Origin of the sequence: Corallococcus sp. CA047B (assembly GCF_003612065.1) — a bacterium.
GTDB lineage: Bacteria > Myxococcota > Myxococcia > Myxococcales > Myxococcaceae > Corallococcus > Corallococcus praedator.
This window is the reverse complement of sequence record NZ_RAWD01000229.1, coordinates 1-16,166: the sequence shown is the minus strand read 5'-3', so window position 1 is coordinate 16,166 and position 16,166 is coordinate 1. Positions and strand designations below refer to the sequence as shown.

Sequence of the window (16,166 nt, the reverse complement as noted above, 5' to 3'; positions counted from 1 at the left end):
CGGGGGTACGCTGCGCCAGATAGCGCTCCAGCCAGAAGTAGACGGCTGGCCGACTCAGGGCTGCCAGATGCGCAGCCTCGCCCGGGCCTTTGCCCTCTGCGAGGAGTCTCACGGCCAGTAGCCGACGGAAGTGGCGAGCGTCGCGCACGCTTCGCAGCGCATGCTCCAGCTTCCGCCTGTCCTCTGCTGTCAGCCCCAGTTCGGCGGGGCTCCTCGCCGGTCGCATGGTCCAGAAAATGCGCATGCGACCGGCATTTGTCTCGGAACTTCCGGCGACCTACTTAGCTTGCGCGGCCGAACACGCGCTGGAACACCGCGTCCATCTGACGCGTGTGGTAGCCCGGGGAGAAGCAGTCCGAAATCTCCTCGGGCGTCATCATCTTGAGCAGGTCCGCGTCCGCGAGCAGCGCCTGCCGGAAGTCCACGCCCTCCTCGAACATCTTCATCGCGTTGCGCTGGACGACGACGTACGCGGCCTGCCGGTCCATGCCCTTGCGCGCCAGCTCCAAGAGCAGCCGCTGCGAGTTCACCACACCGCCCAGCAGGTCCAGGTTCTTCTGCATCTGCTCCGGGTAGACGCGCATGTTCTCCACCAGCCCGGCGAAGCGGTGGAGCATGAAGTCCAAGAGCCCCGTGGCGTCCGGCCCGATGACGCGCTCCACGGACGAGTGCGAGATGTCCCGCTCGTGCCACAGCGCCACGTCCTCCATCGCGCTCACCGCGTAGCCGCGCAGCAGGCGCGCGAGGCCGGTGAGGTTCTCCGACAGGATGGGGTTGCGCTTGTGTGGCATCGCGCTGGAGCCCTTCTGGCCCGGCGTGAAGGCCTCCTCCACCTCACGCACCTCCGTGCGCTGGAGGTGGCGGATTTCCACGGCGAACTTCTCCAGGCTGGAGCCGACGAGCGCGAGCGCGGTGAAGAACTCCGCGTGCCGGTCCCGCTGCACCACCTGGCTGGAGGCGGGCGCGGGCTTCAGGCCCAGCTTCTGGCAGACGTGCTCCTCCACCGCGGGCGGCAGGTGCGCGAACGTGCCCACCGCGCCGGAGATCTTCCCCACCGCGATGGTGTCGCGCGCGTGCTCCAGGCGCGTGCGGCCCCGGCGCAGCTCGTCGTACCAGATGGCCAGCTTGTGCCCGAAGGTGATGGGCTCCGCGTGGATGCCGTGGCTGCGGCCCATCTGCAGCGTGTGCTTGTGCTCGAAGGCGCGCTTCTCCACCGCGGCCATCACGCGGTCCATGCCCTTGAGGATGAGGTCCACCGCGTCGCGCAGGGTGAGCCCCAGCGACGTGTCCAGCACGTCCGAGGACGTCATGCCCAGGTGCAGCCAGCGCGCGCTGGGCCCCACGCGCTCCTCCACGAAGGTGAGGAACGCGATGACGTCGTGCTTGGTGGTGCGCTCGATTTCGTCGATGCGCGCGGCGTCCTCGGCGGAGAAGTCACCGGCGCGGGCCAGGCAGTCCGCCAGCGCTTCTTTCGGGGCCAGCCCCTGCGCGACCATGCCCTCCAGCGCGGCGAGCTCCACGTCGCGCCAGCGGCGATAGCGGGCGACGTCGGACCAGAGGGAGGCCATCTCCTGACGGCTGTATCTTGGAATCACTCGTAGACCTTCACGGCAAAGTCCCGGCGCGCCGCGAACCGGAGCACTTCCAGCGCGACGTCACAGGACGGACCTGACTTCTTCGCGGCGGTGAGGTTGAACGAGAGGTCCAGGCCTTCAGGCCGCGCCACCGCCAGCGCACCGGGATCGACCCTCTCGTGGATGATGCGGTTGGCCAGCCTCCCCGCCTGCTGTCCGAGCGCCAGCGGGGCCGGCGAGAGGGCCAGCGTCGCGCCCTCCTTCACCTGGCTGGCCGTGAGCGCCACCAGCGGGATGCGGCGGGCGGCACTGAAGGCGATGAGCGCCTGGACGACGGACGCGTTGCCCACGGTCTTGTCCGCAACCATCAAGAGGCCGTCCACCTTCCCGACGGCGCCCTCCAGCACCTCGCCCACGCGCTCCTGCGACTCCACGGCCAGCGGGACGATGCTGAGTCCCAGCCCGGAGCCCGCGGAGCGCGCCTGCGTCACCGAGCCCGCCGAGGAGCGCGGGTCGTGCAGGATGCCCACGCGCTTCGCCGCGGGAGCCAGGGCCTTGAGCGCGGCCAGCTCCGGTCCGAAGTCGCTGGTGAGCGCGATGCCGGTGACGTGCGGCGCCTCCAGGCCGTACTTCTCGTGGTACGGCACCATCGCGAACAGCACGGGCACGTCATCGCCCAGCGAGCGCCGCGCGGCGTTGGCGGCCAGCGGGCCCAGGGCCAGCACCAGCGCGGGCTTCTGCGCGGCCAGCGACTTGAAGACGCGCGCGGCCTCCGTGGGGCTCTCCTCCAGCGTCACCTCGGTGACGTCGGCGCGAGCCTCCGAGCTGAAGCCGGCGAGGAAGGAGGCGTACGGCGCGAGGCTCGCGGACTTCACCGCGACCACGCGGGGCCGGGCCGGACTGCGCTGCGGGGCCTGCGCGAGGACGACGGCGGGCAGCAGGAGCGGCAGGAGCAGGAGGCCCCGGAGCCAGCTCATGGCAGCACGTTCGCGCAGCAGCGGAAGCCCACGTCCGGGGCCGTCAGCTTCGGTGCGCCCTGCTTGCGCGCGGCGCACCGGGACGTGTCGCTGGCCCCCATGAAGGAGCCGCCCTTGATGGTCATGTCGGAACCGCCCTTCTTGAATTGGGTGTCGGTCCACTCCGCCGCGTTGCCCGACATGTCCGACGGCAGGAATTCGGAGTGCTGGCAGGACGGGAAGGCACCGGACTGCGCGAGCGTGCCCGCGGACGTGCCGGTGTTGCAGGCAGAAGGGTTGTCCTCGCCGCGTGAGTAGCGCGCGTTGCCCGGGCCCTTGCAGGCCTTCTCCCACTCATCCTCCGAGCACAGCCGCTTGCTGACGCCCTCGCAGAGGGACTTCGCATCGAGCAGGCTCACCGAGACCCTCGGCAGGCGGCCCCGCTTGTTGGGGAACTCGTACTCGTCCACGCAGAACGAGTTCACCATGACGCTTTCGATGGGGAGTTCGTCACTGGAGCCGGACGACTGCCGGTCTTCCCTGGTGGAGCCCCGCTTGAAGTTGCCCCCGCTCACCAGCTTCATGCCGGGGGGACACTGCCCCGCGGCCATGAGGCCGCCCGGAGCGCCCGCGGAAGCGCCGGGCGTGGCGGGAACGTGCGCGTTCTTCGCGGCCTGGGCCTGACGGATGCGCAGCCAGACATAGCCGCCGCCCGCGCCCAGCACGATTCCCATCACCGCGAGGATCACCATCCACATCATCGAGCTCGGACCTGAACGGGCCGGCTTCGGCTGCGTGGCGCGCGTGGAGGGCATCGTGTGCAGGCCGGAGACCGAGGGCGGCAGATTGCGCGACGTGCCGCGGCCTCCCGCCGGTTCGGCCTTGCGGGAGCGTCCGCCCGTGGAGCCCTCTGCCTGCGCGTTGGTGGAACGGCCCGCCCCCTGCGCCGCGGAGGCGCGCGAGGAACCGCGAGGAGCGGCGGCCTCCGCACCGCGTGCGGCTCCCGTGCTCCGAGGGTTGCGACCGCCCCGACCCGACGAGCGGGATTCGGAGGACTCATCGTCGTCGGAGCTCCGGCCGCCCTGGCGTCCGTCGCCTCCGTCCGTGCCACGGCCACCCGAGCGCGCGTCACCGGATGACGCCTCGCCGTTACGACCACCTGAGCGCGCGTCCTGGCCGGAGTCCGTGCCGCGACCGCCCGACGAAGCCTCTCCGCTGCGCCCGCCCGAGCCGCCCGACGAAGCCTCACCGTTGCGGCCACCCGAGCGCGCGTCCTGGCCGGAGTCCGTGCTGCGACCACCGGACGAAGCCTCACCATTGCGGCCGCCCGAGCGCGCGTCCTGACCCAAGTCCGTGCCACGTCCGCCCGACGAAGCCTCACCGTTGCGGCCACCCGAGCGCGCGTCCTGGCCGGAGTCCGTGCCACGTCCGCCCTGCCGTGCATCACCGGACGAAGCCTCACCGCCACGCCGTGAGTCCACGGCGGAGGCATCGCTGTTGCGGCCCGCCTGCCGACCCTCCTCCGCGCTCCGGTTGCCCTGCCGCGCGTCCGCACCGGACTCAGCGGAACGGGACGCCGCGCGGGGATCCGCCGGAAACGAGGGCTCCTCCGCCTTCGCGAAGATGCGCATCACCGGCTCGGCGGCCTTCGCCGCCGGAGCACGCGCGTCGGAAGCCACCGCACCGTCGCCCGCACGAGCCGCCGCACGAGGCTCCTGCTGCGTCGCCGCATCCGGCGCCTGTCCCAGCAGCCTCGGCTCCTGCGAGGCACCCGCGTCCGCGCCACGCCCACCGCCGCGCCCCGTGGGACGCTCCGGCACGGCTCGCATCTCCTGCATCGTCGATGCATCCGACACCGAGCGCGCCTCGGGCCCGGTGATGTAGTCGAGCGCCTTCGCGTTCGACCCCAGGATGGCCGCCAGCGTCGCCGCATCCAGCGGCTGGGTCGCATCCGGCGGGGGCGCCTCCTCCTCCGCCGGCACGGGTGCGGCCGGCGTGGGGGCGGTGGCGATGGGCAACATGCCGGTGGGCACCGGCGGCAGCGGCTTGTTCGCGGCCCGCGCGGCCACGGCGGCGGCGGGAAGCGCGCCCGTGGGCGGCACCGCGCGCTGCCGGGACGCGGCGGCCGGGTGACGCTGCACCAGCGCCGCGAACTCCGCGTGCAGGTCTCCACCCGACTTCGGACGCGCCAGCGGGTTCTGGTTGAGCGCGCGCCGGTAGAGGGACTCGAACGCGGGCGGCAGGTCCGGGTGCCGCACCGTCACCTCCGGCACGCCGCCGTCCTCCGGCAACAGGCCGGTGACCATCTCCCCCATCAACACGCCCAGCGAGTACACGTCCATGCGCGTGTCCAGCTCCGCGCCATTCACGTACTCCGGCGCGATGTACGCTGCCGCACGGTGCCCCCGCTGCGCCTGCACGAAGGGCAGGTGCGGCACCGCGAGCCCCAGCCCGTAGTCCGTCACCTTCAACAGGTCCGGAAGGACGAAGACGTTCTCCGGCTTCAGGTTCGAGTGCGGCCCGAAGCGGTGCGCCCCGTCCAGCGCCGCCGCCATCTGCGCCAGCAGCGGCTCCACTTCCTTCAGCGAGAACAACTGCCCCTTCGACGCGCGCTGCTCCATCATCCGGCGCAGCGTGATGCCCTCCAGCAGCTGCATCGCGAACCAGGGCCGGTCCCCGTCAACGCCCTCCTCGTACACGCGCACCAGGTTGGGGTGGTTGAGCTTCTTGCCCACCCGCAGGGACAGCGCGAACTGCGTGCGCTCCTCGGGCTGCTGCACCAGCCGCGGCTGGATGACCTTCAGCGCCACCTCCACGTCGATGGCCTGGTCCTGCGCGCGGAAGACGAACCCCAGCGGCCCGGAGCCGACCACTTCCTGGATGGCGTAGCGGTTGGCGACGACGTCGCCCGGCTTGTACGGCGCGCCCTCGGCCCCCCGTTTGCGCGCCGCCCCCGCCGCCTGACGCGCGGCCGCGTCGAACTTCTGGCCACACGTGGCACAGGTTTCACTCGTGTCGGGGACATGGCTGCCGCAGCGATAGCAGAGCAAAGCAGTGAAACTCCGGAACGAGGTCGCGGGGGGGGCGACCTCCCGGCGGACGGCCGGGGGCTCCATTCTGCCCGCTCCCGAGCCATTGAGGAACGACGTTGCGCGCCGGGCGTCAGCGACCCGTGGACCCGAAACCGCCGTCACCCCGGGAAGTCCCCTCCAACACGTCCACCTCGTGGAGTGCCGCCAGGGTGACGGGGGCCACCACCAGTTGGGCCACCCGGTCCCCCCGACGCAGCGTGAAGGGGGCATTGGAAAGGTTGACGAGCAGCACCTGGACCTCCCCCCGGTAGTCCGCGTCCACCGTCCCAGGAGAGTTGAGGCATGTCACCCCGTGGCGCAGCGCCAGCCCGGAGCGGGGCCGCACCTGGCCCTCGAAGCCCGGAGGGAGCGCGAACGCCAGCCCCGTGGGCACCGCCATCCGCTCCAGGGGCTGAAGCACCCGCTCCCCATCGATGTCGGCCCGCAAATCCATGCCGGCGGCCTGCTCCGTCTCGTAGCGGGGCAGGGGCAGCGGGTCCGGATGCGAGCGCACCCGGCGCACGGAGACGGTCAGCGTGGAGGCCATGCGCCCACGCCCTAGCACGCGCCCCCCGCCCCCTTCCAGGGGCCCATCCAACGTCACGGGTCCTCCGGTGCGCGCAGGAGGCCCGCGCCGTCAGAGCTCGGTCGCGCCGTCCGCCACGCGCAGCGCGGTGCGGAACCCGAACGGGTCCACGGGACGCGCGGCCAGCTCCAACTGGTAGTGCAGGTGGGGCCCGGTGGAGCGGCCGGTGTTGCCCGACAGCGCGATGGCCTGCCCCTTCTCCACGCGCGTGCCCGCCTTCACCAGCAGTTCTGAGTTGTGGCAGTACGCCGTCGTCACGCCCCGCCCGTGGTCCAGCACCAGCACGCGGCCATTCACGGAGTCCTCGCTCGCGCGGCGCACCACGCCCGCCGCCACCGCGGACACCGTGGTGCCCGTGCGCACCGACAGGTCCACGCCCGTGTGCATCCGGCGCGTGCGCAGCGTGGGGTGGACGCGGTAGCCGAACGGACTCGTCACCATCGCGGTCTCCGACACCGGCCACCCGAGCATCAGCGCCGTCGACAGCGCCAGCGCCTGCGCGGCCCCCACGGACGAGCCGTCGAAGCCCGGAGGAAGCTGCTTCGCCAGCCGCTCCAGCGTGGGCGCCCCACCCTCCGCATCCACCCGCTCCATCGCGAAGCGCGCCGGCACCCGCCCCGCGAACACCGCCGTCAGCCGCGCCTCCTCCGAAGGAAAGTCCTTTGCCAGCGAGTCCAGCAGGCGCCGCGTCGCCGCGAGCCCCTTCGCTGGATCCAACAGCGTCTCCGGCGCGATGCCCGCCTCGCGAGCCAGCGCCAGCGCGGGCTCGCGCGCCTTCGGCTCCAGGCCCTTGAGCGCCGAGTGCGTCCCCCACGCCAGCGCCTCCGCGCTCGTGGGCACCCGCGTGAGCATGGACGGAGGCAGCGCGCCCGGCGTGGGCACCGACGTGCCGCTCACGCCGTCGTAGTACGCCAGCAGCGGCCGGGCCGTGGTGCGCGTGTTGAAGGCCCAGGCCCCCATGCGCCGCAGCAGCGCCCCCGCGGGCGTGTGGTGGTACGCGCACCACACGCACAGGAGCGCGAAGGTGAAGTCCAGCAGTCCCCGGGCGCGTCGAGCGAACATGCCAGGGCCCTCAGCGCAGGAAGGACAGCACCGGAGACGCGTCCCACACCGCGGCCAGCCCCAGGGGCGCTACCAGCACGCAGCCCAGCAGGCCGCGCGTCCACGCCCGTCGCGGGCCCACCGCCTCACAGGCCTCGTCCGCGTGCTGGAGGTTGCGCAGCACCGCGCGCCACCCCAGGGACACGCTCACGCCCACCAGCGCCACCACCGCCAGGCCCCTCGCTGACAGGTCCGCCGCGGTGTCACCGAACAGCGGTCGCCACGACAGGTACACCGTGCCCTGGACCAGCCGCGCCACCGTGCACGCCCCCGCCAGCACCACGCCCGCCGTGGCCAGGGGCCGCACCCACCGCATCGGCGTGGGCCGCCGCAGACAGCGCTGGAGCAACACCCGCCACGAGACAGGCCCCGACGCCGAAGGCTCCGACGCCTCCAGCATCGAGCGCCACGCCTCCACCGCTTTGGGCGCCGCCACCTCGCGGTAGCCCAGCGCGGGCAGCGCCAGCAGCAGGTCCGCCGCCAGTTCCCACCCCAGGGCCAGGGCCCGCGCCAGCCGGGTGCGCTGCTCCAGGGACACCCAGTCCACCAGGGACGCCGTCGCCGGATACCGGCCCACGAACGCGTCGAACGCCGAATCCAGGCGGTCCACCGCCGTGAGCAGCCGGTCATCCAGCGTGTCCGCCGCCGCGTGCACGCCCACCGCCACCAGCGCCAGCAGGCCCAGCGGCATGAACGCCCAACGGAACGCGCCCAGGAAGCGGGACACGTCCGTGAAGAAGCCGCTCGACGGGGCGGAAGGGCTGGACGGATGGGACGGCATGCACGCCTCCAGGGCCATCCCCCATCAACGCGGGAAACCCCTCGGAGGGTTTAAACCACCGCCCCCCGCAACGAAAACGCCCCGCCCCTTCGCCCGGAGGCGAAAGGAACGGGGCGTCCGGGTGGAGCCTTCCACGAAGGCGGCCGCTCCGTCATGGGAGCGGCCGTCGCGCGAAGGCTCCAGCCTGAATCAGGCCTTCGCGTCGGGCGTGGGCGCCGGGGCGGCCGCGGCCGGAGGAGGCGTCTGCGCGGCGGTGCGCTCGGCCATGGCCTCCTTGCGGGACAGGCGGATCTTGCCCGTCTTGTCGATGCTGACGACCTTCACCAGCACCTCGTCGCCCTCGCTCAGCACGTCCGAGACCGCCTTGACGCGCTTGTCGGACAGCTCGGAGATGTGGATGAGGCCGTCGGTGCCCGGGAACAGCTCCACGAAGGCGCCGAACTCGGCGATCTTCCGGACCGTGCCCGTGTAGATCTTCCCGATCTCCGCCTCACGCGTGAGCGCCTGGATCATCGCGATGGCGGCCTTCACGGCCTCGCCGTTCGCGCTCGCGATGTCCACGCGGCCCGTGTCCTCGATGTTGATGGCCGCGCCCGTGCGCGCGATGATGTCCTTGATCACCTTGCCGCCCGGCCCGATGACGTTCTTGATGAACTCGGGACGGATCTGGATGGTGGTGATGCGCGGCGCGAACTGGCTGATCTCCTTGCGGGGAGCGTCCAGCGTCTTCGCCATCTCCGCCAGGATGTGCACGCGGCCCTGACGCGCCTGCTCCAGCGCGCGGCTCATGATCTCCGTGGTGAGGCCGGTGATCTTGATGTCCATCTGGATGGACGTGATGCCCTTGGACGTGCCGCAGACCTTGAAGTCCATGTCGCCCAGGTGATCCTCGTCACCGAGGATGTCGGAGAGGATGGCGATCTTCTCGCCTTCCTTCACGAGGCCCATGGCGATGCCGGCCACCGGCGCCTTGATGGGGACGCCCGCGTCCATCAGCGCCAGCGTGCCACCGCACACGGAGGCCATGGACGAGGAGCCGTTGGACTCGAGGATCTCCGACACCAGCCGCACCGTGTACGGGAAGTTCTCGCCCGCCGGCAGCATGTTGCGCAGCGCGCGCTCCGCCAGCGCGCCGTGGCCAATCTCACGCCGGCCGGGGCCGCGCAGGGGCTTGGTCTCGTTCACGCTGAAGGGCGGGAAGTTGTAGTGCAGCAGGAAGCGCTTGAAGGCCTGGCCGCTCAACAGCTCCAGCCGCTGCTCGTCCTCGCTGGTGCCCAGCGTGGCCACCACGAGCGCCTGCGTCTCGCCACGGGTGAACACCGCGCTGCCGTGCGCGCGGGGCAGCACGCCCACTTCGTTGGTGATGGTGCGCACCACGTCGTGGCCACGGTCACCGATGCGGCCACCATTCACGGTGAGCTCACGCATGTGGTCGTACTTCAGGTCCTCGATGACCTGCTTGGCGTGCTTCTCCACCACGGGCGTGAACTCCGCGCCCAGCTTCTCCTTGAGGGCCGCCACGGCCGCCTTCTTGGCCTTGGAGAGCGCCTCGTAGCGCGCGCCCTTCTCCTTGATGGCGTAGCCGGCCTTGACGCCGTCCATGGCCAGGGCGCGCACCTGGGTGCGCAGCCCCTCGTCGATGGCGGCCGGCTTGTCGTAGGAGCGCACCTGCTTCTTCAGCTCCGCGCGCATCTCGTCCTGGAGGTCCAGGGCGGGCTTGGCCGCGGTGCGGCCGAACTCCAGCGCGGCCACCATGTCCGCCTCGCTGACCTCCTCCGCGCCACCCTCCACCATCACGATGGCCTCGCGGCTCACCGCCATGACGAGGTCCAGGTCGCTCTGCTCACGCTGCTTCGCGGTGGGGTTGGCGACGAACTGGCCACCCACGCGGCCCACGCGAACGCCCGCGATGGGGCCGTTGAACGGGATGTCCGACACCCACAGCGCCGCGGAGGCGCCGGTGAGACCGTGGATGTCGCCCTCGTTGTCCGGGTCCGAGGAGATGACGCTGATGATGACCTGCGTCTCGTACGCGTAGCCTTCCGGGAACAGCGGACGGCAGGAGCGGTCGATCAGACGGCTCGTCAGCGTCTCCTTCTCCGTCAGCCGGCCCTCGCGCTTGAAGAAGCTGCCCGGGATGCGGCCCGCCGAGTACAGCTTCTCCTGGTACTCCACCGTGAGGGGCAGGAAGTCGATGTCCTTCTTCTCGCGCGCGCTCACCGCGGTGACGAGCAGCATGGTGTCGCCGTAGCGGACCACCACGGCGCCATCGGCCTGCTTGGCCAGACGGCCCGTCTCGATGCTCAGCTCGCTCTCACCAATCTTGACGCTCTTCTTCAACATGTCGTGTGGCCTCTGTGCCTGCTTCGCGTGCGAGGACCCGCGTCAGCCACGGCCGGCCCGCATGAGCGGGGCCGGGCCGCCCGGACAGGGGCCCTCTAGGGAATGAGCGGTCGCCAGGGCCTTGAAGCAGGCACGTGCCAGACCACCGCTGCCTGTACTGCGGAAATGGGCTCCGTTGCGGAGCGCCGGAGGGATGGCTCGGACCTCTTGATCCCTGATCACACCCGCCCACCCATGGACTTCAGGTCGGCCGGTCTGAACGGAAACCAAAAGAGCCCGTCTCCACCACGCCCTTGCCCGCCACCTCACCCACGCCCGCGCTTCTTGAAACACTTCCAACAACCCACCGCCCGGAGCATGGAACACCGGGCGATGGAAAAACCTTGCCGCACAAACGCGCGGGGCGCTGGTGTCTGCCAGCGCCCCGGGTGCTTGCGAGTGCCTACTTGCGGATGCCGAGGCTCTCGATGAGCTTCTTGTAGCGCGCCACGTCCTTGGACTTGAGGTAGTCCAGCAGACGGCGGCGCTGACCGACCAGCTTCAGCAGACCGCGCCGGGAGTGGTGGTCCTTCTTGTGGGTCTTGAAGTGCTCGGTGAGCATGTTGATGCGCTCGGACAGCAGCGCCACCTGCACCTCGGGGGAGCCCGTGTCGGACTCGTGGGTGCGGAACTTCGAGACCAGCTCGCTCTTGCGATCCTGATGCAGCGACATGGGGGCTTCTTCCTGAATCCCACTCCGGGATGATCGCTCGTGCCGCCTGGGTCCGCGGAGGGGTACAGACCCGGCCATTGTTCTTCTAACGAGCGGGCCGCTTATAAGCTTCACCCCCCGTAGGGTCAACCTTCGCCGGCTGCCCGTCCGCCCCTCGGCGGCCTGGAGAGTGCGAAGACGTACAACCGGCAGCCCGTCGGAAGTCCCGCCTCCCCCGTCTCCAGCTCCCGCGCGGACGCCGCGTCCAGGGCCACGTGCAGGTACAGGCCACCGGGTTCCCCACCGTCGCCCGCCAGCAGCGCGCGGGTGCGCGGGTACAGCCGCAGCAGGGCCTCCACCACGTCGCCAATGCCCGCCGCCGCCGGTACGCCCAGCGTCAGCTCGCGCCGGCCGTCGAAGGCACCGCGCAGGCCCGGAGCGACGCTCACGGCGATGTCATGAGAGCGCGTGGCCACTCAGACGAAGACCCGCAGGTAGCGCAGCCGCCCGCCCACCACCTCGGCCATGGCGAGCAGCGCGCCGTCCGGGCCCAGCACGCGCACCTTGCCCGGCAGGGGGGACACCTCCACGGGGACGCCGTGCGACACCCGCTTCGCGTCCTCCGCGCCCACCCGCACCAGGGGCAGCTCCGTCAGCGCGTCGCCCAGCGACACCAGCCGCCCGGCCACGGTCTCCCGCGACAGCGACGCCAGGTCGCCCAGGGGCAGCGCGCGCGCCAGGGTGAACGGGCCACTCGCGGTGCGCCGCAGGGCCTCCAGGTGCGCCCCGCAGCCCAGCGCGCGGCCAATGTCGTAGGCGAGCGTGCGCACGTAGAAGCCCTTCGAGCAGCGCACCGACAGCGTCAGCCGGTCCGCGGAGAAGTCGCGCAGCACCAATTCGTGCACCGTCACGGTGCGGCTGGCGCGCTCCACCTCTTCGCCCGCGCGCGCCAGTTCGTACAGCCGCTTGCCGGCGATCTTCACCGCCGAGTACATGGGCGGCACCTGTTCAAAGGTGCCCCGGAAGGGCGCGAGCACCGCCTCCAGCACCGCGGCCGTCAGGGGCGGCACCGGCGACTGCGAAGTTGCCTTCCCCTGGGCGTCCTGGGTGTCCGTCTCCACGCCCAGCCGCACCACCGCGTCGTAGGCCTTGTCGCCCTCGGTGATGTAGCCGGCCACCTTGGTGGCCTCCCCCAGGCACACCGGCAGCACGCCGGTGGCCATCGGGTCGAGCGTGCCCGTGTGACCCGCCTTCTTCACCTTCAGCAGGCTGCGCACCTGGCGGACCACGTCGAACGACGTGGGACCGAGCGGCTTGTCGATGACGAGGACGCCGTCCATGACCGGGTTCTACCAACCTTCCTTGCCGCGCACCTCCCGCAGGAGGCGGTCGATCTTGTCGCCCTCTCCCACGGAGGCGTCGAAGGCGAAGAAGACCTCCGGTGACACGCGCAGCTTGACGGCGGACGTCACCTCGCGGCGCACGAAGCCCTTGGCCGCGTCCAGCCCCTCCTGGGTGGCCTTCTTCTCCTCGTCGGTGCCGAGCATCGAATAGAAGACCTTCGCCACGCGCAGGTCGGGCGACACCTTCACGCCCGTGATGGTGATGAAGCCGATGCGCGGGTCGCGCAGCTCCCCCCGCGTCAGCAGGGCGCCAATGGCCGCCTGGATTTCCTGCCCCACGCGCTCGGGTCGTGAATGCGTCGTCATTTCTTCTCCCAATCTCGCGGGTTGCGCAGCGCGCGGGCCTTTGCCCTCGCGTCGTCCAGCGTCAGATTTCCACCTTCGGCGGCAGGCCGGGAAGCCCCCGGGGCCGCGCCTTCATGCCGCTGCTCCCAGGAGCCCAGCCCTTCGGCCTCCGCCAGCGACCGGTCGCTGCGCAGGAAGCGCGCGATGGCCGCCTCCGAGTGCGCGTGCGCAGCCTCGGGTGACAGCCCCGCCTCGGCGTCCAGGTCCGCTTCCGGCATCCTCGCCGGAGGCCGGAACATCCTCGCGCCGCTGTCCGGATGGAGCTGATCGCCGAAGGCGAGGATCTCCGTCTCCCGGGCCATCAGCGGCGCGACGTACATCTCCTCGATGAAGTGGATGATCTTCTCCAGTTGCTCATCCACGTGGCGGTGCTCGTTGCCCACCACCGCCAGTGCCACCGACGCCTTCTGCCAGAGGTCCTGGTCGTCCACTTCCGCGACGGCCACGTTGAAGCGGGCCTTCACCCGGTCCGTCACCCGGCGGAGCACCTGCCGCTTGGACTTCAGCGAGGCGCTCTCCGGAATCTGGAGGGTGAGGCGTGCGACACCCACGAACATAAGGTCCCCCAGGCCGGCGATGGCGCGCTGCATCAACCCCGCACGCCAACCGCCGGCACATCGTCATTCCCCCGGAGAAGGTGGGGCCTTCCCGGGGGTCCGTCGAGTGTGTCCCGCGGGGCTCAGGAGAGGCTCTGCCGGGTCTCCTCGATCTCGTAGGCCTCGATGATGTCGCCGGCCTTGAGGTCGTTGAAGTTCTCGATGCCGATACCGCACTCGAAGCCCTGCGCGACCTCCTTGACGTCGTCCTTGAAGCGACGGAGCGACGCCATCTTGCCGGAGAAGAGCTGCTTGTTCTCGCGCATCAGGCGCACGAACGAGCCGCGCTTGATGACACCGTCCAGGACGGCCGCACCGGCGATGGTGCCCAGCTTCGGCACGTTGAAGGTGTTGCGCACTTCCGCACGGCCCAGCTTGCGCTCGGTGCGGATGGGCTCCAGGAGGTTCTCCATCTCCAGGCGCACACCGTCGATGAGCTCGTAGATGATGGAGTAGCTCTGCAGCGTGACCTGCTGGGCCTTGGCTGCGGCCTCGGCACCGGACTCCGGCTTCACGTTGAAGCCGAGCACGACGCCCTTGGAAGCAGCGGCGCGCATGACGTCCGTCTCGGTGACGGCGCCCACGCCCGCGTCGATGATGACCACCCGCACCTTGTGCGTGGTGAGCTTCTCCACCGCCTGGCGCACCGCCTCCGCGGAGCCCTGCACGTCCGCCTTGATGACGACGCGCAGCTCCTTGGGACCACCGCCCGCCTTCGTCTTGGCGAACAGCTGCTCCAGGGACTCGCGGCTGACCTTGCTGAGCTCCGACTGACGCTCCTTCATGCCGCGGTGGTCGGCGATCTGCTTGGCCGCCTTCTCGTCCGCCACCACGTTGATGGCGTCACCCGCGGTGGGCACGCCGGACAGACCGACGACCTCCGCGCAGTAGCCCGGCTTCACTTCCTTCACGGACTCGCCACGGCTGTTGTTCATGGCGCGGACGCGGCCGTAGTGCGTGCCGGTGACGATGGCGTCGCCCAGCTTGAGCGTGCCCTCCTGCACCAGCACCGTGGCCACGGGACCGCGGCCACGCTCCAGCTTCGCTTCCACGATGGCGCCCACGGACGGACGGGTGGGGTTGGCCGTCAGCTCCAACACCTCCGCCTGCAGCGCCAGGTTCTCCAGGAGGAGGTCCAGGTTCTGCTTCGTCTTCGCGGAGACGGGCACCATGATGGTGTCGCCGCCCCACTCTTCCGGGACCAGTTCGTGGCTGGCCAGGTCCTTCTTCACACGGTCCAGGTTCGCGCCCGGCACGTCGACCTTGTTGATGGCGACGACGATGGGCACTTCGGCCAGCTTCGCGTGCTTGATGGCCTCGATGGTCTGGGGCATCACGCCGTCGTCCGCGGCCACCACGAGCACCACGATGTCCGTCACGTTGGCGCCACGGGCGCGCATGGACGTGAAGGCCTCGTGACCCGGCGTGTCCAGGAACGTGACGTCGCCGCGCGCCGTCGTGACGCTGTACGCGCCGATGTGCTGGGTGATGCCGCCCGCCTCGCCCGCGGCCACGCTGGCCTGGCGGATGGCGTCCAGCAGGGACGTCTTGCCGTGGTCGACGTGACCCATGATGGTGACGACCGGCGGACGGGGACGCTCGTCCTCCGCCTTGGTCGCGACCTCCGGCAGGTAGTCCTCCACCTCGAAGCCCACGCGCTCCACCTTCCAGTGGTAGTCGGTGGCGATGAGCTCCGCGGTGTCCGCGTCCAGGATGAAGTTCGCGGTGGCCATCTTCTGCATGGCCATCAGCTTCTTGATGAGCTCCGTGGTGCGCACACCCATGCGCTGGCCCAGGTCGGACACGCTGATGCCCTCCTGGAGCTTGATGACCTTCTTGTCCTCGGCCATCTGGGTGATCTGCGTCTTGGCGCCCTTCTTGGTCGGCTTGCGCTTCTTGCCGCGGATCGGAATCGCGATCCGGCCCCAGACCATGTCGGACAGTTCCTGCTTCGACACGCTGGTCGTCTCAGGACCCGTGCGCTTGCGCTGGCCACGCTCCTTGTTCTTGGAGACGTCCACCAGCTCGCGGCCGCGACCCAGGTGATCCGGGACGACCTTGTACTCGCGCTTCTCGGTGCCGAGCGCCGTGCGGCCCGGGGCCATGGGGTACTGCTTGGCCTGGGTCGTGGTCGGCGTGACGCGGCGGACCTGGATGAGCGGGCGCGAGATGACCACGGCCTGGGTGGCCGTGGGGCGCGCCTGGGCGCCCGGCGTGGGCGCGACCTGGGCGTGCGGCACGCCGCCCACCATGATGGTCGGACCGCTGGGCTGCACGGGGGCCCCCGCGGCGCCCGGAGGCGGCGAGGACGGACGCACCGGACCCGTCTGGCCCGGACGCGCCTGCATGGGCGCTCCCGGACGGCTCTGCATCGGCGGCCCACCCGGGCGACCCTGCATGGGCGCGCCAGGACGGCTGCCCGGCCCACCAGGGCCTCCCGGACGACCGCCCGGTCCACCGGGGCCACCCGGACGGCTGCCCGGAGGACCACCAGGGCGCCCACCCGTCGAACCCGGACGCTGCACGTAACCGGGACCACGGGAGATGACCGTCGCGGACGTCGACGTGGAAGGCGTCCGTGCGGTGGGCGGGACCGGCGAGCGCGTAGGGGGGTTGGGCAAGTGGGTGCTCTCCTGAGCGGTGGTGCGCGGTGTCGCCGGAGCCTGGGTCGGCGCGGCGGCCCGCGGCGTCTCCACCACGGCCGCGGTCGGCGGAGTGG

At 71.0% G+C, this 16,166-nt stretch carries 14 protein-coding genes; all 14 read right to left on the bottom strand.

The annotated features are described in order from the left end of the window. Positions 1-244, bottom strand: a 244-nt coding sequence (locus D7X74_RS28880; protein WP_233602301.1) for a helix-turn-helix domain-containing protein, incomplete at its 3' end; no start/stop codon positions are given. A gap of 37 nt (positions 245-281) precedes the next feature. After that, positions 282-1,595 carry an adenylosuccinate lyase gene (purB, locus tag D7X74_RS28875; RefSeq protein WP_120536224.1) on the bottom strand — a complete coding sequence of 438 codons (1,314 nt, stop codon included), beginning with the start codon at positions 1,593-1,595 and terminating at the stop codon, positions 282-284. Then, complete coding sequence (locus D7X74_RS28870; RefSeq protein WP_120536223.1) at positions 1,592-2,551, bottom strand: ABC transporter substrate-binding protein; 960 nt, start codon at positions 2,549-2,551, stop codon at positions 1,592-1,594. Before D7X74_RS28870 ends, purB begins: the two co-directional genes overlap by 4 nt. Further along, positions 2,548-5,580: an SUMF1/EgtB/PvdO family nonheme iron enzyme gene (locus tag D7X74_RS28865; RefSeq protein WP_120536222.1), complete on the bottom strand. Its 3,033-nt coding sequence runs from the start codon at positions 5,578-5,580 to the stop codon at positions 2,548-2,550. Before D7X74_RS28865 ends, D7X74_RS28870 begins: the two co-directional genes overlap by 4 nt. 112 nt (positions 5,581-5,692) lie before the next feature. Next, the gene (gene dut, locus D7X74_RS28860) at positions 5,693-6,148 is read right to left on the bottom strand and encodes a dUTP diphosphatase (protein ID WP_120536221.1); all 456 of its coding nucleotides are present in this window, start codon (positions 6,146-6,148) and stop codon (positions 5,693-5,695) included. 90 nt (positions 6,149-6,238) lie between these two features. Next, positions 6,239-7,249, bottom strand: coding sequence for a M23 family metallopeptidase (locus D7X74_RS28855; RefSeq protein ID WP_120536220.1), 1,011 nt, complete (start codon positions 7,247-7,249; stop codon positions 6,239-6,241). Between the two features lie 10 nt (positions 7,250-7,259). Further along, positions 7,260-8,069 carry a hypothetical protein gene (locus D7X74_RS28850; protein WP_120536226.1) on the bottom strand — a complete coding sequence of 270 codons (810 nt, stop codon included), beginning with the start codon at positions 8,067-8,069 and terminating at the stop codon, positions 7,260-7,262. A gap of 189 nt (positions 8,070-8,258) precedes the next feature. Beyond that, on the bottom strand, positions 8,259-10,412 hold the full coding sequence (pnp, locus tag D7X74_RS28845; RefSeq protein ID WP_120536219.1) for a polyribonucleotide nucleotidyltransferase: 2,154 nt from the start codon (positions 10,410-10,412) through the stop codon (positions 8,259-8,261). A 442-nt stretch (positions 10,413-10,854) separates the two neighbouring features. Beyond that, entirely contained in the window at positions 10,855-11,124 is a 270-nt protein-coding gene (gene rpsO / locus D7X74_RS28840) for a 30S ribosomal protein S15 (RefSeq protein WP_120536218.1), read from the bottom strand. 125 nt (positions 11,125-11,249) lie between these two features. Next, entirely contained in the window at positions 11,250-11,552 is a 303-nt protein-coding gene (locus D7X74_RS28835) for a hypothetical protein (RefSeq protein WP_233602300.1), read from the bottom strand. Between the two features lie 27 nt (positions 11,553-11,579). Beyond that, entirely contained in the window at positions 11,580-12,443 is an 864-nt protein-coding gene (gene truB, locus D7X74_RS28830; RefSeq protein WP_120536216.1) for a tRNA pseudouridine(55) synthase TruB, read from the bottom strand. Positions 12,444-12,452: 9 nt separating this feature from the next. Continuing rightward, positions 12,453-12,812 (bottom strand): 30S ribosome-binding factor RbfA, encoded by a 360-nt coding sequence (gene rbfA / locus D7X74_RS28825; RefSeq protein ID WP_120536215.1) that lies wholly within the window; start codon positions 12,810-12,812, stop codon positions 12,453-12,455. Beyond that, positions 12,809-13,408 carry a DUF503 domain-containing protein gene (locus tag D7X74_RS28820; RefSeq protein ID WP_120536225.1) on the bottom strand — a complete coding sequence of 200 codons (600 nt, stop codon included), beginning with the start codon at positions 13,406-13,408 and terminating at the stop codon, positions 12,809-12,811. Before D7X74_RS28820 ends, rbfA begins: the two co-directional genes overlap by 4 nt. Positions 13,409-13,530: 122 nt before the next feature. Further along, on the bottom strand, positions 13,531-16,166 hold a 2,636-nt coding region (infB, locus tag D7X74_RS28815; RefSeq protein WP_120536214.1), incomplete at its 5' end, for a translation initiation factor IF-2.

What these genes read in the sequence shown, in the direction of transcription:
- D7X74_RS28820 (WP_120536225.1), bottom strand. Translation starts at nt 13,408, where the DNA reads ATGTTCGTGGGTGTCGCACGCCTCACCCTCCAGATTCCGGAGAGCGCC.
- D7X74_RS28850 (WP_120536226.1), bottom strand. Translation starts at nt 8,069, where the DNA reads ATGCCGTCCCATCCGTCCAGCCCTTCCGCCCCGTCGAGCGGCTTCTTC.
- D7X74_RS28855 (WP_120536220.1), bottom strand. Translation starts at nt 7,249, where the DNA reads ATGTTCGCTCGACGCGCCCGGGGACTGCTGGACTTCACCTTCGCGCTC.
- truB (WP_120536216.1), bottom strand. Translation starts at nt 12,443, where the DNA reads ATGGACGGCGTCCTCGTCATCGACAAGCCGCTCGGTCCCACGTCGTTC.
- pnp (WP_120536219.1), bottom strand. Translation starts at nt 10,412, where the DNA reads ATGTTGAAGAAGAGCGTCAAGATTGGTGAGAGCGAGCTGAGCATCGAG.
- rpsO (WP_120536218.1), bottom strand. Translation starts at nt 11,124, where the DNA reads ATGTCGCTGCATCAGGATCGCAAGAGCGAGCTGGTCTCGAAGTTCCGC.
- rbfA (WP_120536215.1), bottom strand. Translation starts at nt 12,812, where the DNA reads ATGACGACGCATTCACGACCCGAGCGCGTGGGGCAGGAAATCCAGGCG.
- D7X74_RS28870 (WP_120536223.1), bottom strand. Translation starts at nt 2,551, where the DNA reads ATGAGCTGGCTCCGGGGCCTCCTGCTCCTGCCGCTCCTGCTGCCCGCC.
- dut (WP_120536221.1), bottom strand. Translation starts at nt 6,148, where the DNA reads ATGGCCTCCACGCTGACCGTCTCCGTGCGCCGGGTGCGCTCGCATCCG.